At 43.8% G+C, this 25505-nt stretch carries 26 protein-coding genes, 1 tRNA gene, 1 other RNA gene, 1 pseudogene and 1 riboswitch; of the genes and pseudogenes, 1 reads left to right on the plus strand and 28 read right to left on the minus strand.

The genetic code is table 11. The features are described 5' to 3' along the window. Nucleotides 1-52 precede the first annotated feature (52 nt). The 28 genes and pseudogenes from SALPA_RS10140 to SALPA_RS10270 all read right to left on the minus strand — a co-directional run bounded on the left by SALPA_RS10140 (nt 53) and on the right by SALPA_RS10270 (nt 25077). On the minus strand, nt 53-337 hold the full coding sequence (locus SALPA_RS10140; protein ID WP_094604439.1) for a pro-sigmaK processing inhibitor BofA family protein: 285 nt from the start codon (nt 335-337) through the stop codon (nt 53-55). 49 nt (nt 338-386) lie between these two features. Continuing rightward, nucleotides 387-683 carry a YaaL family protein gene (locus SALPA_RS10145; protein WP_145093142.1) on the minus strand — a complete coding sequence of 99 codons (297 nt, stop codon included), beginning with the start codon at nt 681-683 and terminating at the stop codon, nt 387-389. Nucleotides 684-782: 99 nt separating this feature from the next. After that, nucleotides 783-1037 carry a YaaL family protein gene (locus SALPA_RS10150; RefSeq protein WP_255451129.1) on the minus strand — a complete coding sequence of 85 codons (255 nt, stop codon included), beginning with the start codon at nt 1035-1037 and terminating at the stop codon, nt 783-785. Nucleotides 1038-1090: 53 nt separating this feature from the next. Then, nucleotides 1091-1684, minus strand: coding sequence for a recombination mediator RecR (gene recR, locus SALPA_RS10155; RefSeq protein WP_145093148.1), 594 nt, complete (start codon nt 1682-1684; stop codon nt 1091-1093). A 3-nt stretch (nt 1685-1687) separates the two neighbouring features. Continuing rightward, entirely contained in the window at nt 1688-2014 is a 327-nt protein-coding gene (locus SALPA_RS10160) for a YbaB/EbfC family nucleoid-associated protein (RefSeq protein ID WP_145093150.1), read from the minus strand. A gap of 22 nt (nt 2015-2036) precedes the next feature. Further along, nucleotides 2037-3779: a DNA polymerase III subunit gamma/tau gene (gene dnaX, locus SALPA_RS10165; RefSeq protein WP_145093153.1), complete on the minus strand. Its 1743-nt coding sequence runs from the start codon at nt 3777-3779 to the stop codon at nt 2037-2039. A 277-nt stretch (nt 3780-4056) separates the two neighbouring features. Beyond that, an RNA gene (ffs, locus tag SALPA_RS10170) (signal recognition particle sRNA small type) lies at nt 4057-4156 on the minus strand. Nucleotides 4157-4216: 60 nt separating this feature from the next. Further along, nucleotides 4217-4306: transfer RNA gene (locus SALPA_RS10175), tRNA-Ser, on the minus strand. A 257-nt stretch (nt 4307-4563) separates the two neighbouring features. Beyond that, nucleotides 4564-6408, minus strand: a complete 1845-nt coding sequence (locus SALPA_RS10180) for an APC family permease (RefSeq protein ID WP_145093156.1) — start codon at nt 6406-6408, stop codon at nt 4564-4566. Nucleotides 6409-6467: 59 nt separating this feature from the next. After that, a riboswitch (cyclic di-AMP (ydaO/yuaA leader) is annotated at nt 6468-6605 on the minus strand. Between the two features lie 312 nt (nt 6606-6917). Further along, nucleotides 6918-7142: a 50S ribosomal protein L9 gene (locus SALPA_RS10185; protein WP_145093159.1), complete on the minus strand. Its 225-nt coding sequence runs from the start codon at nt 7140-7142 to the stop codon at nt 6918-6920. Nucleotides 7143-7169: 27 nt separating this feature from the next. Then, the gene (locus SALPA_RS10190) at nt 7170-9284 is read right to left on the minus strand and encodes a cation-translocating P-type ATPase (RefSeq protein ID WP_145093162.1); all 2115 of its coding nucleotides are present in this window, start codon (nt 9282-9284) and stop codon (nt 7170-7172) included. After that, nucleotides 9284-9808: an HMA2 domain-containing protein gene (locus SALPA_RS10195; RefSeq protein WP_145093165.1), complete on the minus strand. Its 525-nt coding sequence runs from the start codon at nt 9806-9808 to the stop codon at nt 9284-9286. Before SALPA_RS10195 ends, SALPA_RS10190 begins: the two co-directional genes overlap by 1 nt. Before the next feature lie 6 nt (nt 9809-9814). Further along, complete coding sequence (locus SALPA_RS10200) at nt 9815-10117, minus strand: HMA2 domain-containing protein (RefSeq protein WP_145093167.1); 303 nt, start codon at nt 10115-10117, stop codon at nt 9815-9817. Between the two features lie 16 nt (nt 10118-10133). Next, nucleotides 10134-10274 (minus strand): FeoB-associated Cys-rich membrane protein, encoded by a 141-nt coding sequence (locus tag SALPA_RS10205; RefSeq protein WP_145093170.1) that lies wholly within the window; start codon nt 10272-10274, stop codon nt 10134-10136. 19 nt (nt 10275-10293) lie between these two features. Further along, nucleotides 10294-12669, minus strand: a complete 2376-nt coding sequence (gene feoB / locus SALPA_RS10210; RefSeq protein ID WP_145093173.1) for a ferrous iron transport protein B — start codon at nt 12667-12669, stop codon at nt 10294-10296. After that, complete coding sequence (locus SALPA_RS10215; RefSeq protein WP_145093176.1) at nt 12632-12907, minus strand: FeoA family protein; 276 nt, start codon at nt 12905-12907, stop codon at nt 12632-12634. The genes feoB and SALPA_RS10215 overlap by 38 nt, the downstream gene beginning before the upstream one ends. Nucleotides 12908-12923: 16 nt before the next feature. Next, complete coding sequence (locus tag SALPA_RS10220; RefSeq protein ID WP_145093179.1) at nt 12924-13154, minus strand: FeoA family protein; 231 nt, start codon at nt 13152-13154, stop codon at nt 12924-12926. Between the two features lie 504 nt (nt 13155-13658). Next, a pseudogene (locus SALPA_RS31460) lies at nt 13659-14012 on the minus strand (response regulator); the annotation flags it as partial. Next, nucleotides 13987-16017 (minus strand): ATP-binding protein, encoded by a 2031-nt coding sequence (locus SALPA_RS10230; protein WP_145093185.1) that lies wholly within the window; start codon nt 16015-16017, stop codon nt 13987-13989. The pseudogene SALPA_RS31460 and the gene SALPA_RS10230, both read right to left, overlap by 26 nt. Before the next feature lie 244 nt (nt 16018-16261). Further along, entirely contained in the window at nt 16262-19333 is a 3072-nt protein-coding gene (locus tag SALPA_RS10235; RefSeq protein ID WP_145093188.1) for an efflux RND transporter permease subunit, read from the minus strand. A gap of 16 nt (nt 19334-19349) precedes the next feature. Beyond that, nucleotides 19350-20447 (minus strand): efflux RND transporter periplasmic adaptor subunit, encoded by a 1098-nt coding sequence (locus tag SALPA_RS10240; RefSeq protein ID WP_145093191.1) that lies wholly within the window; start codon nt 20445-20447, stop codon nt 19350-19352. A gap of 148 nt (nt 20448-20595) precedes the next feature. After that, nucleotides 20596-21177, minus strand: a complete 582-nt coding sequence (locus tag SALPA_RS10245) for a TetR/AcrR family transcriptional regulator (protein WP_145093194.1) — start codon at nt 21175-21177, stop codon at nt 20596-20598. Nucleotides 21178-21369: 192 nt separating this feature from the next. Further along, the gene (locus SALPA_RS10250) at nt 21370-21750 is read right to left on the minus strand and encodes a response regulator (protein WP_186451013.1); all 381 of its coding nucleotides are present in this window, start codon (nt 21748-21750) and stop codon (nt 21370-21372) included. Nucleotides 21751-21867: 117 nt separating this feature from the next. After that, a complete protein-coding gene (locus SALPA_RS31465; RefSeq protein ID WP_255451130.1) occupies nt 21868-21990 on the minus strand; it encodes a hypothetical protein in 123 nt (40 codons plus the stop codon). Nucleotides 21991-22683: 693 nt separating this feature from the next. Continuing rightward, a complete protein-coding gene (locus tag SALPA_RS10255; protein WP_145093200.1) occupies nt 22684-23028 on the minus strand; it encodes a hypothetical protein in 345 nt (114 codons plus the stop codon). A gap of 74 nt (nt 23029-23102) precedes the next feature. Then, nucleotides 23103-23654, minus strand: coding sequence for a biotin transporter BioY (locus tag SALPA_RS10260; RefSeq protein WP_255451131.1), 552 nt, complete (start codon nt 23652-23654; stop codon nt 23103-23105). Between the two features lie 658 nt (nt 23655-24312). Continuing rightward, nucleotides 24313-24546, minus strand: coding sequence for a hypothetical protein (locus SALPA_RS10265; protein ID WP_145093204.1), 234 nt, complete (start codon nt 24544-24546; stop codon nt 24313-24315). Between the two features lie 327 nt (nt 24547-24873). Then, nucleotides 24874-25077, minus strand: coding sequence for a hypothetical protein (locus SALPA_RS10270; protein WP_145093207.1), 204 nt, complete (start codon nt 25075-25077; stop codon nt 24874-24876). Between the two features lie 190 nt (nt 25078-25267). On the opposite strand from SALPA_RS10270, the gene SALPA_RS10275 reads away from it, so the two are divergent. Further along, on the plus strand, nt 25268-25483 hold the full coding sequence (locus tag SALPA_RS10275) for a hypothetical protein (RefSeq protein WP_145093210.1): 216 nt from the start codon (nt 25268-25270) through the stop codon (nt 25481-25483). The last annotated feature ends 22 nt before the right edge of the window (nt 25484-25505 follow it).

Here is a 25505-nt window from a genome sequence, read left to right on the forward strand (position 1 = left end):
ACTTGGCTGTTGAGGAAAAGAAAAAGACTTGGCATAAGCCAAGTCTTTTTCTTTAGTTAATAAATAGTTTAAACAAAATCAGCAAAATAACTCCCGGTATACCCAAAAAACCAGCAATAAGTGCAGTAATTGGATTAATCCCAATGGTAAAGCTAAAATAGGCCCCAATAAAATTAACCACCCAGAGCACAATTCCGCCCACCAAGCCATTATATATCAATTTGAGTACAATTCTTATCGGCATCGTCAACATCCTGCCAATAAGATAAATTAAAATGATTCCAAATGCATAGGCAATGATAACATTAAATTCTAAAGCTACTGGTAAAAATTCCATTTTTTAGTTCCCCCTCTGTAACGCAGCCCTTTTCCATCATTTTACCACGTTAAAGCGCCTGGCGTATAGTCCTCACCCCGGTAATACCTGACATACTTATTATTCCTGGATGACGAATTCCCTCTTGCCGCGCCTTTTTAAGCAAATACATGTACCTGCGTTCACATGCTTTAATCAAAAATATTGAATAGTCGATTAAATCAGGATCAGTTACTGTCAAATAGTAACTTTGCGCAGCAATCCACTCTAGCCGGGCCTGTTCTATTATATCAGTCAGACTATCCTTACCTTTGGTGCTAGATTCCTCAGTATCCCAAAATCCTAACAGCCTACGCCATACACCCATATTTATCCCTCCAACATAATACTGTACTTACCTCAATATATGTTGTCCAATCTAAAATAATGAAAAAATACCGGATAAAATCCGGTATTTTTTGGTTGACTAATCAAACGGCGAAGCTCTAAGTCCCTCATGCCGAGCTCGTTTCAGCAAATATGTATACTTTTTTTCGGTCGCCTGAATGTGATAGACTGCATAATCAACTAAATCTGCATCTGACACATTATTATAGTAATTTTGGGCACTAAGCCATTCATGCCTTGCTTGTTCCAGTTGATCTCTCAAGGGCTGGTATTTGCTAGCAGGTATGTTTCTCCGCAGCACTCTACTAAAAATTTGCATTAGCGCTGTTTTCATGCACATCTCCCCCTGTTTACGAGTATTCCCATAAACAGGCAGAATAAAACATATTACATCTCCCGGCGATTCTCCAATGCCTTCGATAATGTCACTTCATCGGCATATTCCAGATCGCCGCCCATCGGCAAACCGTGGGCAATGCGGGTAACCATTACCCCTAGTGGTTTTAAGAGCTTAGCAATATACATAGCTGTAGCCTCGCCTTCAACATTGGGGTTAGTGGCCATTATAACCTCTTGAATACCTTTACCAACCCGGTCTAAGAGCTCTTTCACTTTTATATCGTCCGGGCCTACACCCTCCAGGGGTGACAAAGAGCCGTGCAATACATGATATAGCCCTTTGAATTCACGAGTACGCTCCATAGCGGCCACATCTTTGGGGTCCTCTACTACACATACCACTGACCGATCCCGCCCCTCTGACCGGCAGATCTGGCAGGGATCAGTATCGGTTAAGTCAAAACAAACCGAACAATATCCTACCCGCTCTTTAGCCTCAACAATGGCCTGTGCCAGCGCTGCGACCTGACTTTTATCCATCTTAAGCACATGATAAGCAAGACGAGCCGCAGATTTCGGTCCAATGCCCGGCAAGCGGCGAAACTGTTCAACCAGCCTGCCAATCGGCGCAATATAACTCATGGTTTAAAGCATTCCTGGTGGCAGGTTAAGACCGCCGGTTAACTTGCCCATCTCCTGCGCCATCATATCATCCACTTTATTTATCGCTTCATTGACAGCAGCAGCTACCAAATCCTCTAGCATTTCAACATCCTCAGGATCAACGGCAGAAGGTGCAATTTTTATCGATTGAATCTTCTTCTCACCGGTAATAACCACTTTCACTGCGCCGCCCCCAGTAGATACCTCAAGGCTACGAGATTTCAATTCCTCTTGCAATTTGGCCATTTCGGCCTGAAGCTTTTGTACTTTTTTCATCATTCCTGCCATATTTCCCATATTTCCAAACATGTTATCAGCCTCCTAAAATAATTTATTCTTCTATCTTGATTACTTTGCCGCCAAACATCATTTGTGCCTGCTTAATTGCCGGATCATTGAGTTCAGAATCAGTCAGTGCCGGCGGTGATGCATTCACTGACGGCTTAATCGGTTTGACAGCCGGCGTATCTACACCCAGCGAGCAAATAAGTCTTACTTTGTGCCCCGATACTTGTTCCAGCGTTTTTTCTACAATGTTCCGATAATCGTCTTTCTCAGTGCGCTCTTTAGGAAAGGTCGCCGTGAAACGAACCATAGCCTGTTGGTCAGTAATCGCTGTTAAGTGGCCTTGCATGACACAAGCATGGACAGACCGCTTACCACTTGCTAACAGCTCTTTCAACATCGCTGCCCATACCTCTGATAGGTTGGCGGCATTGGCAGCGGGAGCATCCTGCTCAGGCTGATTAGGAACAGATTGAACCGGAACAGGGCGTTTGGCAGATACCTGACGCTCTGGCTGCTGTCCTGGATGAAGTTGCGAATTTTCCTTGGACTGAAGCGGCTGAGCAGAGGACGTTGGCGATTGCCATGCAGATCGTGCACCCACTGCCGGATTAGCTGCAGCAGTTATTGATGCCGGCTGGTTAGCCAGTTTGGCCTCAAGCGCAGCAACCCGTTCAAGTAAAGCAGCCACATCACTGCCTGCTGCCCGCCGACACAGGGTAATTAGTGCCATCTCGACGGCGATGCGCGGCTCAGCTGCCCACTTAGTATCATTGGCAGCCCGGTGTAACACTTCCAGCATATGTACCAGCTCCTGATGGCTAAACTTGGCGCTCTGCGTGGCAAGCACCGCCTTATCCTCACTATACACTTCAATAGTATCAATATCAGGCGCGGCTTTATACAGCATCAGGCTACGAGCATGCAGAGCCAGCTCCAGCAGCAGCTGGCGGATATCCTTACCCAGTTGAATGAGTTCATCAAGCTTCAACAATACCGTATGTGCATCCCGCACGGCGATTGCATCAGTCAGCTGCCATACCCATTCGTGACCAATCAATCCTAACAATTGCCGCACATGCTCTGCTGTTATCATCTCACTATCATCCAAGGTGGAACACTGGTCCAAGATACTCAGAGCATCGCGCATACCGCCATCCGCTTGTACAGCAATCAGCCGCAGCGCTTCCGGAGCAGCCTTAAGCTCACTCTGCTTTGCTATACTGGCTAACCGCTGTTCAATCTCCTTAACACTAATCCGCCGGAAATCATAGCGTTGACAACGCGAATGTATAGTAGCTGGAATCTTATGCGGTTCAGTCGTTGCCAAAACAAAAACAACATGACCCGGTGGTTCCTCCAAGGTTTTGAGCAGAGCGTTAAAAGCCTCTGTTGTCAGCATATGCACTTCATCAATGATATACACCTTATAGCGTCCATCTACAGGCGCAAATTTAACAGTTTCCCTGAGTTCGCGGATCTCATCAATCCCCCGGTTGGAGGCGGCGTCAATCTCAAAGACATCCATCGATGTACCAGTGGTAATTTTATCACAATTGTCACAATGGTTACAAGGGTTGACAGTAGGGCCATCCTGGCAGTTGAGCGCTTTAGCCAGAATTTTGGCGGTACTGGTTTTACCTGTACCGCGTGGCCCAGCAAACAAGTAAGCATGAGCAATTTTTCCAGTAGTAATCGCATTTTTCAAGGTAATGCTGATATGTTCCTGACCAACCAGATTGTCAAAATCCTGCGGTCGCCATTTCCGATATAAAGCTACATAGGCCATCCCTACACCACCTATCCAGGTAAAACTTCATTTATAACTCTATGCAACATGTTAAAAACTTGCAGATAACTCATTTATTATTCCACACCGTTAAAATATTTCCCTTTTTGAAGAAAATAATTAATAATAAGAGAAGCATTAGTCGTTCAATCCAGGGAAAGTTACCCTTTCCCTCTGTATAACAAAAAAGCAGCCTGCTTATTGGGCTACTTCATTCGGAAATTATCCTTTTGTCTGTCTTATTGCTACGTCCTTGTTTCCCACGACGGACCACAGCAGCCACCAGGCACCCTTGCGGCACATAAGAGGGATCACTTAGCGCTGCTTCCTTCCGGACCTGACGCGGTTCATGAGTTCTTATTGCGCAAGACCCGGTACTGCTATAGCCCGTCCTAGAAAACAAAAAGCCGTAGCCGGCTTCAATTCTTGTTTTACTATGGCGGAGAGAGAGGGATTCGAACCCTCGGTAGAGTTTCCCCTACACACGCTTTCCAGGCGTGCTCCTTCAACCGCTCGGACATCTCTCCAAGTGCTCTCAACAGAACATTATTATAGCTTATTTGGACATACAATGCAACTGGTAATTATTAGCATTTTTACAGTCATGCAGACTACATAAGATGCTACGCCAGAATACTGCTTAATTATAACCAGTACCAAAAGGCTTGTCAAGTTGCTGCCAACCAAAACTTCAGCTTATTTCTATTTTTATGCTGCTAAATGGCAATCAATGAATATCCTGGTAAAAGTGGGTTGCCTCATTTTGAGGCAACCCACTTTTTTCCTATTCTTTTAAGTGATAGGGAACGGTAGTTACAATAACGTTTTCCCTCCAAATAAGGGTATTCCGCAAAAACCAGCCAGTCTGATTATGCAAGAGCCGGTGCCAGGATTTTCGCGTCTCAAACTCAGGGATAATAACTGTGATATAATCATCTGGTCCCTTTTCCCGCTCCTTCTTCTCAATAAAATGCAGAAGCGGCCGCATTAGTAACCGGTAGGGCGAACGAATAACGATCAATTCTATACCCGGATCCCACAGTTTCCATTTTTCGACAACTTTCTGTGTCGTTTCTTCATTGTTAGACACATGAACAGCCAGGATATTATCACCAATCATCTTGGCATATTTAATGGTTTCATACACCACGCGCGTTGTTGTCGATACAGGTACAATAACAATATGTTTACCCTCTGGAAAAGTAGCCGCTCCCTTTTCATAGCATTCTTCCGGCAGATGTAGTTGATCGGCTATAGAGTTATAGTGGCCCCGGATGGCTGTAAAGATATAAATCATAATCGGAATAAACAACAAGATAATCCAGGCACCATAGAGAAATTTTGTTATGGTAATAATAAGGACAACCAGACCGGTAGTCGTAGCACCAATGCCATTTAGCAGCGCCCGAATCTGCCATCCCTTACCACGCTCCCGGTTCCAGTGAACGACCATGCTAGACTGGGCAATAGTAAAGGAAATAAATACGCCAATAGCATACAGCGAAATGAGATGCTCAGTATTTCCCCGAAACACGATAATTAACAAAGCAGCCGCGACAGTTAGTAAAATGATACCATTAGAGAATGTCAACCGCTCGCCACGTGTCGCCAAATAACGGGGCATATACCCATCCTTAGCCACAATGGATAACAGCACCGGCAAACCATTATAGGCCGTATTGCCTGCCAGATATAACACCAGCATCGTAGTAATCTGAATATAATAATAGGCAGCCGAACGGCCAAAAATTTCTTCTGCCAATTGCGACATAGCCGTTACCTCAGCTATCGGTAAAATGTGATAATGCATAACAAGGTAGGTAATACCCAGGAACATAAAGCCCAGGATTCCTGCCATCCAGTACGTAGTAATAGCAGCATTGCGGGCTTCCGGCTTCCGGAACATGGGAACACTATCGGCAATGGCTTCTACCCCTGTCATTGAACTACAACCATTGGCAAAGGCCCGTAAAATCACAAACAGCATCGCCCAATCCAGTTGCTGGCGGGCTAAGGACTCTGGTGGCAGCAGATATGGAGCAGTAATGGACTTCCATATACCTATCACAATTAAAATGATGATACCAAACAAAAAAGCGTAGGTAGGTATTACGAAGGCATTGGATGATTCCCGGACTCCGCGCAGATTAACTAGCATTAATATGGCAAAAAGAACCAATACATCAATGGTGACTTCCCGCCCCGCCAAAGAAGGAAAAGCCGAAACAATAGCTGCTGTGCCGGCCGAGACACTCACCGCAGCTGTCAGTACATAATCGGCAAAGACTGAGCCAGCTGCCACCAACGCCGGCATCTTGCCCAGATTCTTCTTGGCCACCGTATAGGCCCCGCCACCCTCAGGATTGGCTTTAGCCACCTGCACATAGGATAACACTACAATTGCCAGCAGTGACAGAATACCTATAGCCACAGGGCCCATAAACCCGTAAGCTACCAGACTGGGAACAGCAACCAGCGCAAGCATAATTTGTTCCGGACCATAAGCAACCGATGATAACGCATCTGAGGAAAAAATAGACAATGCCTTCCACTTGGGAAGTTTTTCATGAGCCAACTCCCGGTTATGAAGTGGCTTGCCGATAAGTAATCGGCGAAGTACGCGCATCATAGTAGCGCCTCCAGTTTCATTATTCATTTTTTTAACACAAAAAAAAGACCTGTCGGTCTTTCGACCCCTGCTTTAGCCTGCGAAGTTAGCTGACGGGTAGGATGACAAGAGAAAAACATCCCTTTTGCCTAATTGGCAAAATTAACCCCAAAAAGTGGTTCCTCCGCTTCCAAAATGGAACTCGGCATTATGTTATGTTTAACTAACTGTTATCATACTGCTTTTCTAATCGCACATAAAGTTCGCCTATGCTTCTTTAGCGCCTGCTAGATGTCATGGCTACTCACTAAACAATATTGGATTCTTCGCTCACAGTCACGCTTTCTTTTGCGTGTTGTGGCTCGTCATTCCCCCAAAAGATCATGTTTATCGGCTATAAATAGCGACTGGACCGTCATAACCGACGGCCCAGAAAATTGCACCAATATACTCTTATAAATAAAGTCCAACCACTTGGTTCTGAATGAAGTGGTTGGACTTTATTTTCAGATCACAAACGACTAACCCTATTAGGCCTTAACCACACCCTCTTGCCGTTCTGCGATTAAGTCTTCCAAACGTTCTTTTTGACGCATAAGTTCGTCTACCGGAATCTCACCCACACCTTGAACAGCAGACATTTGCATAGTTGGCGCTATACCACGCATTGACTGTTCAGACATCATTTTGTACCCAAAAGCTCCCGCAAGAGTGCCAACAACAAGACCTATCCAAAAATCACTTCTTGCAAACATATTCTCACCTCCTTTCTTTAAAATAATCTATCTAATTTTTTTATTCGCTATCAAAATCCGCGCACTATTCAGCACTACTCCAATGGTTGCAGCATTGTGAATCAGCGCCGAAACCATCGGATTGGTTCGACCAATGGCTCCGAGCAGCATAGCTGCCATGTTGACGGCGATGGTAGCAGTAAAGTTTTGTTGTACAATCTTCATGGTTTTCTTACCCAGCATAACTACTTCCGACAACACCAGCGGATCTTCTGAATTAATAGTAATGGCCGCTGACTCTACGGCAATATCTGTACGCCTCCCCCCCATAGCCACCCCTACATCAGCGAAAGCCAATGCCGGGGCATCATTAACGCCGTCACCGACCATAAGTACCTGTGATCGCCGTCTAAATCGGTTCACCAAGGCCGCTTTATCCTCCGGCAACACCTCTGCGTGGTACGCGTCAATATCCAGCGCAGTTGCCACATGTTTGGCAACAGGCTCCGTATCCCCAGTAAGCATGACGACTTCGTCAACGCCTTGCCGTCGCAATTGATTGATAGTCTTCTTCATTTTGGGACGAATAGGATCACTTACTACCAGCACTCCCAGCAATGCTTCACCCCTTGCTACATAGATCAGGTTAAAACCACATTCTGCACCGGACTCGCCACCAAAAAACTGACAATCAATCTGATACTCCTCCATAAACCGTCTGCTGCCTACTAAAATTCGCCCACCGCATATCTCTTCAAAATCAGGTACCTCAGCCAAGATTCCCCGGGCAACAATGGTTTCAGTGCTGTTATGTTGCGGTATCTCCCATCCTTGGCTTTCCACGTATTCTAATACAGCGCACGCCAGTGGGTGTGCCGAATGATATTCGGCAGAGGCGGCTAAGAGCAACAGCTCGCGCTCCCTAACTCCAGGAGCCGTTTTTACAGTTACAACCTGCGGCTTACCGATAGTAATGGTACCGGTCTTATCTAGCACAACAGTATCAATGCCTGCCAGAGCTTCCACATAGTTGCCGCCTTTGACTAATACACCCCGGCTGGCTGCTCGTCCAATAGCTGCCGAGATAGCGGTAGCCGTGGAAAGTTTCAGGCCGCAGGAAAAATCAATGAACAACATATTTAGCACCCGCTGCCAATCTTTAGTTGCCCCATAGACCAAACCAGCGGCAATAAAGGAAATGGGAACAAGCATATTAGACATCCGATCAGCAAAATTTTGTACAGGTGCGCGCCGAGTTTGGGCCTCTTCCACCATATGAACAATACGCGCCACCGCTGTATCATCGCCAATTTTTTCCACAATAATCTCAAGAAAACCGTTTTGGAGGACGGTGCCGGCGTACACATAGTCGCCTTCACTCTTTTCCGCAGGTATGTATTCACCGGTAATTGATGATTGGTCCACGGCACCTACCCCAACCATTACCCGGCCATCCACGCAGATTTTCTCACCTAAGTGTACGCCGACCCGGTCACCAGGCTTTAGACTTTGCACAGCTACTCGTACTTCATGGCCGCCCTCTTCGATCTTCCAAACATACTGCTGATCCAGTCTTAGCAGTTTAGAAATGTGTTTCCGGGCTCGTTCTGCCGTAAAGGTAGTAAGCATCTCGGCGAAATTAGACAACGCGAGGAGAGTCAGACTGGATTCGGGTTTACCGCCTAATATCGAAGCCATAACTGCAGTTGTTGTCAGGGTATCGGCATTGGGCTGTCGTTCAACCACCAGGCTTCGCACACCGCTGGCAATAAATTTGCGAGCTACAAAGAGCACAAAGGCGCACCTAGCCAGATACAGCGCAGTAAACATACCCGGGGCAGCCAAGCGCAGTAACTGTAACCCCATCAATCCCGTTCCAGCCAGAATAGCATCCCGCCGATATTCTGCAAAAAGAGAAGGCGGTTCTCCCGTAGGCCGTACCTGGGTAATCGCAGTCGTTTTACTGGAGAAAACAACCTGCTGTAACTTGGCATTCACCTCAGGCAAAGACAAATTCCCTTTGTAATATATAACCAAACTTCTGCCATCACCAGCATAGGCACTGATAACAGCCGGAATTTGCCTAATAGTGGCTTCAAGCAGGGTCTGTCTGCGGGTGGATAATGCTGTTTGTAAAGGAAACGTTATATATTGGCATCCCATTAGTAACGTCCTTTCAGCAACGAGTACGCCCACCACACCATTTGCGGACCTGCGGGTCGCTGGCCCAACTTCCAAATCTTAGTACCTCCGCAAACAAGCATTATCAATGCCAACGCAGTGCGCAAATCCAAAGTATATCCAGTATTTTTAAAGATATTGCGGTTCATTCTTCGACATAAGCTGCGGATATTCATCCCTAGTTTGCCGTAATCAGCACGGGGACCCGGCATCTTATGAAGTTGATCGAGATAATTCATGACCAGTTCAATGCATTCTTCCTGGCAGATATATTCCAATAGAATACTGCCTGTTGTCGGGTTTACCCTAACCGTTCTAATCCCTTTTACTCTGGTTAAGTGTTGCTCCCATTCCACTGCCAACTTTTTATTATCCAGCAAATCATCATGTTGGTAACGCCGTCTCCCTGGTAAAGCATGGACTAAGCTAAACCCCTCTCCCTTAAGAAGTTGATGGAGTTTACCCCCAGCCGAAATACCCAAAGCCAATCCCGTAAGGTAAGTCATTTACTATCACCTTCCATATTGTTTAACTACCAATTGCTCTATGTCCCGCAGAAAAGGATTCCGTGAAACATCTTCAGGAGAATATTGAATAAGTATGGAACCAGTGGCCGAGTTAATGGTAAACTGTTTGATTTCTGGCATTGTCTTCAAATGCAGACTCACTTGACGGACTATCTCCGGGTTGTTGATTACGTACTGTGATTGGAGTCGAACGCGCCCCGGCATATAATGAAGTACCTGAATCTGCTGTAGGAACAGCTTCTTCTTCGATGAATCCATAAGACTTTCAAACAGAGATGATAAACCCATATTTTGACTCTCCCGTCTACTTGACTTGTTTATGACAATTGCTCCCGCAGCTACCAGAACAATGGCATTGCGTTTTCCCCTGCAATTCCTGCCAGATAATTTTGGCTATATAGCCAACCGCAACTAAGCCGACTATAAATACAATTATCGTATCCATCCCGCTCACTCCCTTTTCCTTAGTAGCCCAGAAGACTTCCTATTTGGTAAACTAAGAACGACATTATCCATGCCAGAGTAGTAGTATATACGGTAGCAAAAAGTGGCCATTTCCAGGAATTTGATTCCCGTTTGATAACTGCTAATGCTGCCAGGCACGGTGAATAGATAAGCACAAACACCATCAAAGAATAGGCAACTAATGGGGTAAAGCTGCTGTCATTGGCCAGCGCTTGCTGCAGCGCAACCGACCCTTCATCGGCTTCACCTACATTATAGATAGTTCCCATGGTACTAACCAAAACCTCTTTCGCGGTAAAGGCCGCAATTAAACCAATGCCTGACCGCCAATCAAAGCCCAATGGTCGGATGACCGGCTCAATAAATTTGCCGAGCTGCCCAGCATAGCTTTGCGCTAATTTTTCCCCATCCGCTTCTTTCTGTAAGTGTTCAACCTGCTCTTCATTTTCAGTCTTGAGTTCCAGATAACGCATGGCCCACGGATATAACTCAGTGTTAGCTGCTTGTACTTCCTGCAGCTTTATCTCTTTAGCCGTTGTTAAAGCAGCTAATTCAGGACTATCTTCTTCCAGCCCTTCGGCTTGCTCCTCAAACTCTTCATTAATGGTACTTAAATCGGTAATTACTGTCTGCAGCGGTACATGATCTTCTACAGCAGCAATATTCAGCGGCGTACCAACCTGCTCTGCCACTTGCTGACTAAAACCCGCTTCTGCTTGGGCGATTAACTCTTGATAGTCTTTACTATAATTAACATCACTAGGGTAATTGACCATAAACCAGACCAAAATCGAAACTGCCAGAATAATGGTACCTGCTTTTTTCAAATAGAGCACACTGCGTTCCCACATATGCATGCAAATGGATTGCAATGTAGGTACACGATAAGGAGGCAACTCCATAACGAAAGGTTCTGACTCGCCTTTGAATAATACGCTGCGAAAAACGCGCGCCATAATTACAGCCAAAACTATCCCTAATACGTAAATGGAAAATAACACCGTACCTGCCATACCTTCGCTAAAGAAGGCAGCAATCAACAAAGTATATACCGGTAACCTTGCACTGCAACTCATTAGTGGTGTTACCAGAATAGTCACTAGCCGGTCTCGTGGATTTTCTAAGCTCCTGGTACCCATAATGGCTGGCACACTACAGCCAAAACCCAATAATAGTGGAATAAACGATTTACCATGTAGTCCTACAGAGTGCATAATTTTGTCCATAATAAAGGCCGCTCTAGCCATATAACCGCTATCTTCCAACACGGCAATTCCTAAAAACAATAACAATATATTAGGCAAAAATACAATGACGCCGCCAACACCGCCGATGATGCCATCGACAACCAATGACTTGAGATCACCTGCCGGCATATAGAGGCCTGCATAGGTGCCAATGGCCGCTACGCCTTCTTCAAGCCACTCCTGTGGATAAGCCCCGATGGTAAATACCATATTAAACAATAGCCACATAAGTCCCAGGAATACAGGCAAACCTAACAGGCGGTTGGTAAGTATCCTGTCAACCTTATCAGAAGTCGTTAACCAGCCATCCCGTTTGGAAACAATAACATCCTGACATAGTGAGCCTACAAACTGATACCGCAAATTAGCAATCGCCAATTCAGGATCAGTCTCAAAGGTAGCCTGCAGGCTCTCTCTAGCCGCAGCAACAACAGTAGCCACCCGCGCTCCCCCGGGCAATGCTTGCACCGTATTTCGGATCTCCGGGTCGTTTTCTAACAGCTTTATCGCCAACCACCGCAGCGGAAAGTGCAAATTATGCCGTTCTTCTGCTAACAAGGCACTGATTTCTGCAATTTTGCCTTCTACCGCATCACCGTAGTTAATAATAAAAGGTTTTTGCGTCTTTTCCTCAGCTACCTTCACGGTCGCTGCCAACAACTTATCGATACCGTTATGGCGATTGCCAACAGTCCGAACTACCGCTACCCCCAGTTTCCGGGATAATACTTGCCCGTCGATTTTAGTCCCCATACTCTCAGCGACATCAGTCATATTAAGAGCTACTACCATGGGTCGTTCCAGTTCTAAAAGCTGCACCGCCAAATATAAATTGCGCTCCAAATTGCTGGCATCCAGAATGTCCACAATGACATCCGGCTTATCCTTAATGATAAAATTACGCGCCACAAGTTCATCTAGCGAATGGGCTGTTAAGCTATAGGTACCTGGCAAATCAACTATCAATAATTCTTTATCCTGATACCGCCGAAACCCTTCCCTTTTTTCAACTGTAACCCCCGGATAATTACCCACATGTTGCCTAGCACCGGTAACACTATTAAAAATAGTTGTTTTGCCTGAATTGGGATTACCGGCCAAGGCAATACTGACTTTGGTATTTGCCACTATAAACGCCTCCTTCATCCCGCCCTTGTTCCACATATATGGCAGAAGCCAGTAGATTGTTTAGCATAATCCGGCTGCCCCGGACCTTGACAATAATAGATTCATAACTGCGACTCAGTATGCCAACCGGCGTGCCTGGTGTAAAACCTAAATCAGTAAGTCTTGCCCTCACTTCCCTGGAACCGCCCAGAGCGGTTACTATCATCAATTGTCCTTGATCCATACTCTGAATTTGCATAACCACCCCTCCTTTGTTATTTCATTTTAATTTCAATATTCTGGGCCTCTATTTTTCGCAAGGAGAGATTAAAGCCCATGACCTTAACCTCCATGGGATCACCTAACGGTGCATATTTTTGAACTTCAATCTTTGACCCCAGAACAACTCCCATATCAATAATGCGGCGTTGGATGGGACCATTACCATGAATTTTGGCTATTGTACCTTTTTCCCCCGGTAATAACTGACTTAATAATTTGACCATTTCCTTTCTTCCTCCCTTGTTGTAGCTTTCAATATTATCCTATAAGCATTATTGATATTAGTAATCATTATCATTTTGTATTTAAAAAAATTTTCCTTACTGCGCATTTACTTTCTTAACAAGTTCAAACTCAACCTCTTTCAAACCAGCAAAATTGCGGAAGTAAGCCGTATAGTCCTGTGTATAGCAAACTATTCGCACTACACCGCCTGAGGCAACAAGTTCCTCAATTATTAGCTCATAGGTCGGTACCGTCTTATTAGTAAGCACATTCCCACACGTAAAATCAAATATTATCGCTGTTGTCTGACTTACCCTCATATTCTTGATAGCCTTGTCCATATCGATATAATCAGCTTGAGTAAATTCGCGCAATAACGTAATTCTTACTTCATCCTCCTGGTTTTCGATAGAAAATGCCATCTGGGCTGTGAGCGGTTTTATTTCAAACGAATTCATGACTGTAAGATCAGGCAGGGATTTTTTCTGTACACTTGTTGTTGCTCCTAATAACTCGTTAATAATAGATAGTAGTTTATCTTCCGTAAAGGGTTTCAAAATATAGCCTTTTGCCCCATTTTGCAAAGCATCAAACACTTTATGTTTTTGTCCAAGGGCACTCACCATAATAACCCTGGCCTGTGGATCAAAGGTGTTAATCTGCCTCAAAGCATCAATGCCATCCATTTCCGGCATAGTTATATCCATTGTAACTAAGTCGGGACGATGCTTTTTATATGCGGCAACTGCTTGATTGCCGTTAGCTGCTTCATCCACCACATGTCCGGCTTTCACTAAAAAGGTTCCAATGGCTTTACGCATCATTAATGCGTCATCCACAACTAATACACGCGCCATTTCCCTGCTCCGCCTCCTTTATGCTCATCCTATACTCAGAGTTTATGAGTGGCAAAACAAAAGTAAATTTAGTACCTTTGCCAACCATAGTCATAATTTCAATATGTCCGCCGAGTTTTTCAAGTTCTTGCTTCACCGCAGCCAGCCCTACCCCCCGTCCAGACAATTCATTGGCACTAGCAACACTGGAAAAACCATCTGCAAAAATCAGCTGAATAACCTCTTCCTCTGTCAAATCAGCGGTTGTGCGTTCACTACACACCCCCTTGGCGATGGCCAGTCTTCTGATAACGTTACCGTCAATTCCTCTTCCATCGTCGGCGATAGTAATTAGCAAATTTGCACCATGTTCCTCTATGTGGCATCTAATCTGACCTTGTGTCTGTTTACCGGCTTCCAGGCGTTCATCCGGCGTTTCCAGTCCATGCGCAACTGCATTACGAAAAACATGTACAAGTACTTTAGCAAAATCATGATATTTTTCAGGATCTACTAACGTCCTCGCGCCGGTAATCGACAACGAACTAATTTCTTTACCTTGACGTAACGCCAAATCAGCTATGTATTCAGGAAATATGTTAATCAAATCACTGAAAGGCTTGTAACGCAAGTGCCGTAGATCCTCAATAAGGGGTCTGGCTTGGCAAGGGGTAAGCAGACGCCGAATCTTATCCTCCAATTGGTGCAGCTTGCAGCTTTCTACAACGATTGTCTCATCTTGGCTCAGGAACTGGCTACCCAATACTTTTCTCAATTGCTCTAACTCTTGTTCCAGCCAGTCATATAGTATATCAGGTTGATAGTCCACAAAACACGCCATTATAGCAGTAGGTGCAAGATTACCCTCTGTTCCATCTCGTAATTTACTTAAAGCAGACTCCAATTCATGTAGTTTTGCGGCCACACGCTGCAAGCCCAATTGAGCAAAAGTGCCTTTCCAGGTATGAACAGTACGAAAAATTTCACTAATTTTCCCAGTCTCTGCCGCTTGCGAAGACAGAAGTTCTGGCAGCTCTTGTCGGCAAAATACTTTGTAGTCCACCTTGGCTTTAGTAAATTCTTGTTGGTGGGTCACAGCTCTCACCACCAGTGACAAAATATCTCTTTCTGCTTGAATTTTTTCTTCCATTTTTCGCTTCTGAGTAACATCAGTTAGTATCAATAATATCTCTCTGCGTGCCAGGTCTACAGGGTGGTGAATCAATTTATATGTGATTTGCACGTAACTGCCAGCAAGCTCTAATTCTTCAGGCAACAACGACAGGTAATTGTCCCTGAGAAAAGCATCATCTTCTTGAAAAACTTTTCCGAGTAACGCTGTCAAAAAGGCCTGTTGTTCTGTATCGTGCGGATATAATAATGCGGGAATAAACTCATTTCGTATCTCCTGGTTAAAAATCATAACACATTCGGCACTGTACTCGCCTGCAACCTTTAGATCTTCACCAAAAGAAAGAAAACCCTGCCCGGCATTATCCATTAAATTGCGCAATTTATCTACTGCCGCTTTTAATTCTTGAGTCCGCCCCTGCAACTGGCCTTGGATGAGCAATTGCGCAGCATTCACTTCTTCCAATGCTTTTTTCTGTGCTTGAATTTCAGCCTTGGATTGTGCAAGGTCGATTACGCTCTGCCGCAACTCCAATTCATTCACTTTAATCCTATGTACCATCCAGTTCATGTCCCGCATCAAATCAACTAATTCATTTTCGTCACCATCATTGCCGCGTTCATTCGGGACAGTTAAAACCACATCATAATGGCCAATTTTTACCTGCTGACAAAATTCTTTCATTTTCTGTATCTGATTAGCAAATAGCCATTGCCTGATAATACCTGGGCTAAGCAATCCTGCAAGAATGGTCACCATTAATACAATTGCTATCGTATTATAAAATTCCCGATGCAGGCTTAGTCCTGTTTGATCTCCCGCGATAAGCATAGCCACAATAGGAAGCAAACCAAACACTATCGCAATAACAAGCAGCCTGGTTTTTATAATCACTCTGTTTTCACACCCTCATCATTGCGTGAACCCGCTTTACCACTTTACATCAATAGCTCTGAAGCTACAACTATCCGCTCACCAACTTATAATGAATATCATTCTCATTTGCGTTGTTTGTATTATTACACTCATTTGCGTTTTTGTCAAGCACCTTTTTCCATAATTTACTCTCCCCTCGAAAAAAGCATCCTGCAACTATACCTATAGGTACGCACAGGATGCTTTTCCGCAGAGAAACTTGCTAGACTCTTCTAAATACCCTTTTCAAAGTAAATTTACCGTTTTTAATATCGTCAAACAAGGTATACACAACAGGCACCACAACCAACGTAAGAATAGTCGAAGTCACCAAACCGCCGATGATGGCGTGAGCCATAGGCGCACGTGCTTCGGCACCAGGTCCAATACCTAAGGCGAGCGGAATCATACCGACAATCATGGCGGCCGTCGTCATAATGATAGGACGCATCCGCTTGATCGCAGCCTCTACTAATGCCTGGTTGCGTTCTACGCCTTGGGCGCGGCGCTGTTTGGCAAAGTCAACCAGCAAAATGGCGTTCTTGGTTACCAGTCCCATCAGCATAATAATGCCAATCAGGGACATTACGCTGAGCTCACTCCCCATCACTAACAGGCCAATTATTGCACCAATAATCGCCAGCGGTAAAGCCAACATGATAGCAAAAGGGTCAAGATAGCTCTCAAACTGGGCAGCCAATACGAAGAAAATAAACAGTACCGCCATTGTTAGTGCCACGACCATGCTGCTGAAAGCATCATTCATGGACTTGGTTTGGCCGGTAGTAACAAATTGATAACCCTCCGGCATGGCTACATCAGCCACTTTTTTCTTGAACGCGGTGTTGAATTCTCCCAGGGTAATCCCGCTAAGGTTGGCTGAAATGGTGATTTGCTGTTGGTTATCATAGCGTTTAATCTGGGCCGGGCTGGTAGCATACACCGTGTCTGTTACCTGATCAAGCGGCACCATAACGGCTTGTCCGCTTTTGCCCTGGGCACTGCCAGACAGATACACATCCTTGACGTCTGCCAGGCTCCGGCGCTTATCCGGATCTAAAATTACCCGTACATCATAGGAGTCTTCACCCTCTTTGTATTGGGTGACAACCTTACCGTTAAACATTGTTTGCAGCGTATCGGCAATACTTGCCGTCGAAATTCCCAAATCCGCCGCCTGGTCATGCTTAACCACAAGCTGCGCATCAGGGTTACCCGCCTCATAACTTGACGATACTTCAACAGCACCAGGTATACTGGCAACAACTTGTTCTATCTGTTCAGCAATTTCGGCCAGGGTATCCAGCGAGGTTCCCTGGACAACCAGTGATACTGGCTTGCCATTTGTCATAGCTGCTTTTTTGGATACACTAATTTCCGCACCAGTCATATCGCTAAATTTTTGGCGAAGCTCTTCGATAATAGCCGAATCACTATGCTTACGCTGGCCCTTGGGTGTAAGTTCTGCCAAGATAGTTATATCTTTGGCAGTGGCTACAGTGTAGGTCAGCCTGACTTCCGGCAGATCGTGAATGATCTGAACCATACTATCTGCCATATCTCCCACAGCGTTTACACTCATGCCGGGGTCAACAACAGCCGATACACTAATCTCCTCATTATCAGCATCAGGAATAAAGGTTGACCCCAGTAGCGGCAAGAGCATCAAACTCCCCATAAACATGGCAGCCGCTACTACTATGACTTTGCGGCGATGCCCCAGTGCCTGATGCAAAAATCGCCCATATTTAGCGGTTAACTTATCAAACTTGTCATTCCATGTAAGCCAGGCTCTGGCCAGCTTACTGTTACCCTTGATTTCAGCATGATCCAGATATTTAGCTGACAGCATGGGAGTCAGTGTAAACGCAACAAACAAAGATACCAACACACTGGCCGCCACAGTAATACCAAACTCTTTAAAGAACTGGCCAACGATGCCGTTCATCATGCCTACCGGCAAGAAGACAGCGACAAGGGTAAAGGTCGTTGCCATAACGGCAAGACCAATCTCAGCGGTTCCATCTAGTGCGGCAGTTACCTTATCTTTACCCATTTCCAGATGGCGCACAATATTTTCGATAACAACAATGGCATCATCAATCAACAAGCCAACCGCCAGTGATAAGGCCAGCAGCGACATAGTGTTGAGCGTGAAATTCAATGCCTTCATTACCATAAAGGAAGCAATAACCGAAACCGGAATCGCAATACCACTGATAACGGTACTCCGCCAGTTGCCTAAGAACAAAAATACAATCGCAACCGCTAAGATACCACCAACGACGAGGTTAAATTCAACATCCTGTACTGACTCTTTAATTGTTTTCGAATTATCGCGAACTACCACCAAATCAATCCCTGGCGGCAATTCCTTTTTAATACTTTCCAATTGTTTTTTGACATTATCCACTACTTGTACAGTATTGCTGCCAGACTGCTTCATAATGTCAAGACCGAGCGCCGGCTTGCCATTAAGCTTAGTAACTGTCACTAGCTCTTCGGTCGTATCTTTAATAGTTGCAATGTTTTTTACATAAATCGGCACACCGTCGCGCTGGCCAACAGCAATGTCAAGAAACTGACTGGTATTTTTAATACTACCTACCGCCCGGAGGTCAGTTTTGCGCTGGCCATCAGTCACCTTACCACCAGGAGAATCAATATTCTCATTACGCAGGCTATTAAGAACTTCCGGTATGGTAAGACTATAGGCAGACATTTGGTTGCTGTCTAATTGAATTTGAATCTCACGGTCTAAGCCACCCTTTACATCGACGGAGGCAACCCCATTGACCGCCTTAAGCCGTTTGGTGATTATATCTTCGGCTAGCACTGTCAATTCTCGCCGGGTTACATCACCGGTTACGGCAATCGACAGTATCGGTGTGTCGGAAGGGTCAAAACGGGAAATAATCGGCGCTTTTGCATCGTCTGGCAAATTTGCCTGTACCCCACCCAATTTATCGCGTACATTTTGCGCAGCAGCATCGGCATTTGTTTCCATGGTAAATTGAATAACTGTTGTCGAAACGCCCTCACTTACCGTTGATGTTACATGCTCGACACCAGCGACCTCACTAACTGCTTCTTCTATCTTTTGCGTAACCTTTGATTCTACTTGTTCTGGTGCTGCGCCGGGATATTGAACAATCACAGCAACAACAGGCATTTCCACGCTGGGGTATTGATCCACAGCCAGGGACATATAGCTAACCAAGCCTACCACTACCAGTGCCAAAATTATCACCGTAGCAAAGACCGGGCGCTTTACGCTAATCTCTGTAAGCTTCATGTCTTGTTCCCCTAATCTATGAGGCTACGCGTACTGCGTCACCATCTTTAATACGGTTGGTACTTGTCACAATGACCTGCGCGCCGATTTGTAAACCGGATTTAACTACAATGGTATTACCTGTTACCTCGCCAATCTCAATTTGCCGGCGAACAGCCTTACCGTTTTCGACAGTAAACACATAGTACAAGCCCTGCTTTTGCACAACAGCTGACTGTGGAACCGTCTGCACCGCTACACGCTCACCTGTTAGCAGTGCTACTTTGGCAAACATACCAGGCTTTAAGCTGGCACTATCATTATCAATTTTAATCTTGGTCCTAAACATCCGGCTGCTTGAACCCGCTTCCGGATTTACAACCTCAACTGTGCCTGTAAAAATTGTGTCAGGGTAAGTATCTACCGTAATATTAGCCTGTTGACCAACTTTAACGCGGCCCAATTCTTTTTGTTCGACATTGATTACAGCATATACCTGATTAATGTCTTGCACCACCATAAGTGCAACTCCAGGAGAAACTACCTGCCCAATGGTGGCATTCTTATTGGCAACCACCCCATCGACTGGCGCGCTAATTATGCCATAGCCATATTGCTGCTCAGCGCTGCTTTGGTTAGCTGCTGCAGTTGAAACATCAGCTTCTGCCGTTTTCAATTTGGCTCTAACATTATCTAACTGCTGTTCCGAGATAGCGCCTTTATCAAAAAGCCGCTGATAGCGATTGTAATCATTCAGCGCCAACTCATAGTTAATCTGAGCCTTCTTTACCGCATCACCAGCCTGCCGGGATGAGTTTGCCAACTCCACAGCTTCTAACTTAACCAAAGGATCGCCCGCTTTAACGGCTTGCCCCTCCTCTGCCAGAACTTGTTCAATCCGGCCCGCAATTTTGGCACTCACCGTTGCCGAAGTTGCTCCTTCGATTGAGCTATTAAACGTAAGGCTTGGTACAATATCTTCATTCTCAACTGTAGCAACTTTCACGCTAAGCACGCTGTCAGCAGCTTTATCATCAGCTTTACCAAAGGCAAATACACCACTGCGGACAACTAAGGTAATGCCAATTACTACAATTACCGGGATTATCCAGTATTTCGTTTTCCATCTGTTCATCAAATAAACCTCCATTTAGATTTGGGTTGTTAATGCAATGGACATACCTACCAGTCGGTATGTCATGGTTTAAAAATTTTAGCGCCTCTTGTTCTGCGCCAAGTGTATATGCAACGTGCTAAAAATTAGCACAATTCTGTAATGCATCTTATATAGTTAGCAATAGCCATACATTCTCCAGCATTCGGTTACGCATTTCCAGGGACTGAAAGAAACGCCCCAGTGATAGTTGCCCATTGACTAAAGCCATGATAATCGCCGCCACAGCATAGCTGTCAAGACCCTGCTTTAGTTCTCCCTGCTCCTTAGCTGCCTCAATTTTCTTGGCAAACGCCGCACATACTGCTAGGCGCCCTTGTTCCATTCGCTCTTGAATATCAGGGAATTTACTCATTATCTCAATAACAAAATGCGCACAGTCAACACGGCAATCCCCGTCTACCCCCAGCAGGTCCTTAGCATATCGCTCCAGTGTTTTTTCCACTAACAGCGCATTAAGCACATCCCGAATACTATTTTTAGTACTCAATAACTCAGTATACTTTGCCTCAAGCCGGTCAAGTAAATAGTGCATTCCTACCTGCAGCAAAGCATCTTTACTCGAAAAATAATGATAGATTCCCCCCTTAGTAATGCTAACCTCATTGGCAACATCAATAAGAGAAACCGATTTATAGCCTCGCGTAACAAATAGCCGCAAAGCCGCAATGATGATATTTTCCTTCGTCATGTCATTCCTACCCCTTGCTTAAAACATACCTACCAGTCAGTATGTTGCTATTATCACTCGTCTTTACTCTTTTGTCAATGAAAATCCTATTTTGCTACCATAGGCTCATCCACTCAAGATGTAAGCCTTCTCCGCAGTCAATTAATCGCACCAATACCAGCATAATATTAAGATTAAGTATTGGAGTTCCGCTTACTTTTTATCTATTTTCAAACTACGCCAAAGCGCGTCAAGAAATTTTTGTCGCGAAAATGGTTTTACGACAAAACCATCAACACCAAATCCGATGGCTATACGTACTGTGTAAGCATCATTATTCGAACTACATATAATGATCTTGGATGCAGGAGACAACAGTTTAATGTCCTTTAACGCCTCCAGGCCATCCTTTTTAGGCATAACAACATCTAAAGTAATAAGATCATACTTCCTATCTGGTGGCAGCTTCTTGATTTTATTAATGGCGTCAAATCCGTCAACAGCTTCATCAATCATAGTTATACCCATCTCATGTAAATGAGAGATAATGAATTCCCGGCTGACTTTAGAATCGTCAACAACCAATGCGCGCACTGCTGTCACCCCCTCTTCAAAAGTACTATGTATAGTATAGGGTGTGCTTGTTAAAACTTCAAGACAATTATGCCGATGAAAAATCGCCTACCTGGTTAAGTGCCTGTCAAGAAGTCACTACACGATCAGTAAAAATACATACACGATACTGGCAAAAGCTACTATACTACCTTTAAGTGGCCAAGCCCGCTTCTCCATCGCGCCGCTTTGTGGTTTAACTGCTTCCTGCTCTACAGCCATTACAATCACTCCCAATTTATATTTAATTAATATTTCGTCTTAAATAATATCAATTATAGTATACCATGCCTTTTCTTATTAGGAAACTTTGTTCTCAAAAAGATACCCAGCAACAAGTTGTCACCGGGATAGACCGTTTATAATAGGGGAGAATCTATTCTTAATAGAAGGCTACTGCCTTTCTATGAATTGTCCAAATCACTTGAAATAATATTTTAATTATAAGCATTAATTTTTAGAATTTGCTTAGAAAATACAGGTAATGACACGGTGATGGTTGCCCAATTAATTACCAAGTATTGACATAATATAAAAAACAGAATATAATGAAAATAGAAATAAAAAGGAGGATGGTTATATGCTTAAAGATTATCCTGCTACTCAATTATTTCTATTATCGTCAGTAATTTTATTAGCTATGGTCTTACTGACTCCGTTGGTACGCGAATGGTACATTTGTGTTGCAATACTAGACAGCCTAAAATTTGTCGTAAAAGTTATCTGGGGGCTATTCTTGCTCTGCACGATAATTGATGTAATAGATGCTATACATTATCATAACCGCAAACATAGTCACTGAATAATTCAAGCAAAATATAATGCCCTGGTTTTCGTAAATAAAAATACCCTATAGAGTAGCCAATGAAAAAAGTCTACCCTGTAGGGTATTTTTCCCTGCAAGACGCTAACGTTTTAACCCTCGAACTCTAAATACCGTCTCAAATAAGGCAACTCAACAGGTGAATATAAGAAGGTAGTGCCATTATTCTCCTGCTTTATTACAACTAAAATTAAGGGATAAGAGTCACATTCTTCACCAGGCAGACCTGAAACATAAATTTGTCCGTCACCTTCCCACGCCGTATATTTGCGGAAAAGCGCCTTTGCGGCTTCTATTTTATCCTGTAGCTCATTCTTTATATCTGAAATGTCATCTTCGCAAAACTCTTTTTTTATGTCTGTGTTTGCTTGCTCTACTGTTTTGAACGGGAAAAACCAGTCTGTTGGCGCTAGTTGATATATATAAGCTTTTATCATTCTATAGTCTCCTTTTGTTATTTTTCACATTATAAATTCGGCAAAAGGTACTCCCTTCCTGCAAATGAACTAGTTTATGAAAACCTGTTATTGGGTAATCGTTTGTTTATAGCTACTCCAATGATGGTCGCTACAAAAACCTTAAATAAATCTCCCGGTATAAATGGAAGTGCGCCTGCCATAAATGCCTTCTCCACTCCCATACCAGTAACAAAACTCAGCCACAATACACCAAAAAGATAAACAATAATAATACCGCCTATACTATTTGCCAAAGCTAAGCACCAGATAGTATTCTTGTGTCCTCTTAACAAAGCAATAACAACGACACCTATCAAGAAACCGAAATAATATCCACCTCTCGGACCAAAAACAACTCCAATTCCACCAGCAAATCCCGAAAAAACCGGCATGCCCGCAGCACCAATTAAAATGAATGCCAAGACACTAAATACTGCTTGTCGCGCCGTTAGTATACTTCCCGCCAGCATTATTCCCAAACTCTGCCCTGAAACAGGAACCGGACTGAAGGGCAGTGGTATAGAAACAAATCCTAATACTGCCGTTAGAGCTGCAAAAAGAGCCGCATAAATAAAATCTGTTAGATCACCTTTTGTGTTCATCATAACCCTCCGCCTATTATATTTTTTTAACTATACATTTTCAAGTAAACCTAAACAAATTATACGGCTACCTTAAAAATTTTGTCAACCAATCAAAGCTCCGTAGTTAACCAATAAAGTGACACCCTACTCGCGACACACAATTTTCATCGAAAGCTAAAAAATAACCCAGCAATTGCTGAATTATCAAAAATAGTCGCCCATCCGAAGACAGACGACTACAACACAACCAATATAAGTGGCCGCACTTCATTTAGTTGTGAATTTTACTACAAAGTAACTATATAACAGATTGAGTCTAAAAAAATCCCCCTATTCAAGGGTTTAGCTAGTACAAGTATCTCCAAATTCCGGGAACAAGAGGATAAATAGACTAATAACCAAAACGATAAACCAAAGTTCTCTATTCGTACCCCAAAACATCTTAAATCCCCCTTTGTCGATGTAATCTATTTTATATTATTCATAAGTCGGCAATCGTGCTACCGTAGCCTCAAATTACGAAAGTCGATATCACCTTCCCTAGAGGAAGTTACACTTTCTGCCAAAACGAAAAAGCCGCACCCCGAAGGATACGGTATCCACAATGGCCAGAGATGGGCTAATTGAAATATATGGCATGAGATTTTAATAACGATTCGGCTATTAAAGCCTATTTCCATTACTGTGCTGTAGTAGTTGTTGTATCTGTAGTGCTAGTTGTTTCCGTGGTAGTCGCATTGAGACTAGCTACAGCTTCCGCCAATACTGCGGTAGCCGCAGCATTAACAAGCTGGTTCCGGTATGTAGTCCAGGAAGTGCTAGAATCGGTTGCTTTAGCTGCTACATAGGAGATTGCAATTCCTTTCAATGCGGTTAGTAAGCTAGACCATAAAGAATTAGTTGAAGTTGCCATGTAATCATTACTCCTTTTAATTTTATTTTGTCAGGTATCTGCTATTGCTGCCCTATAGACCCTGACACCGCTATAGCTGGTAAGTACTTTTTTAATACATTCAATAATACCGAGAAAATTAAAGGCTCTTGCGGTTAATTTTCCCTGTGTGTATAGTGGACATTATAAACTCGCGCTGCCTTATTAGTTTTATACCGGGATAAAATTCTCAAATAGAACCTCGTTTTCCGGCTGCTGCCATAATATAACGCCTATAATAATAGGCCAACCAAGGATATACTGGTTGACCCATTAATACGAAAAAAGAGCCTGTGGCTCTTTTAAGGCTTATTTAATACACTTACTTTTTCTTGCAAATGCTACAAAATCCATTAAGTGTTCTACTAATTTACTGCACTCCTGACTAGTAAGCTCATCAATTGATTTATCGTCCGTTGATTCACGAATAATTTCCTTTATTTGATAACTAGTATAGCCTAAATCTTTTAACTCTGTCTGCAGGGCAGTGATTTTTTCATGTGAAGCATCCATAGCCTTCCTCCTCATCCTTAACCCTAAGTACTGAATATGACCAAATTATAGCTTTCCTTTAATAGTATGGATACTATACGAAAGTATACTTTTTGTGTTCATCTAATGTCGGACACATTTATGCATAATTATTGACCACTCCCAAATACTCCCTTTTTATGCTAAAATAGATCAAAGGAGCTGATTTTCGATGGAAATAAAATTAAACAAGGAAATTGTTTCTCAACTATTTGGCGAATTTGATTTTGCATTCACTCATTCAAAGAAAAGTCGCGATGAAATTTTAAGAGAATTAATATCACAAAATCCTGAAATCATTTATTCATCAGAAGATTGGCTGCCCCTTAGCCAAGAAACTAAAAACAGCATCATAGCTCGAATTAAGAACTCGCTTAACACCCCGTGAGTTTGACCTTAGTAGTTTTTAC

The organism is Sporomusa sp. KB1 (assembly GCF_007830295.1).
Lineage (GTDB): Bacteria > Bacillota > Negativicutes > Sporomusales > Sporomusaceae > Sporomusa.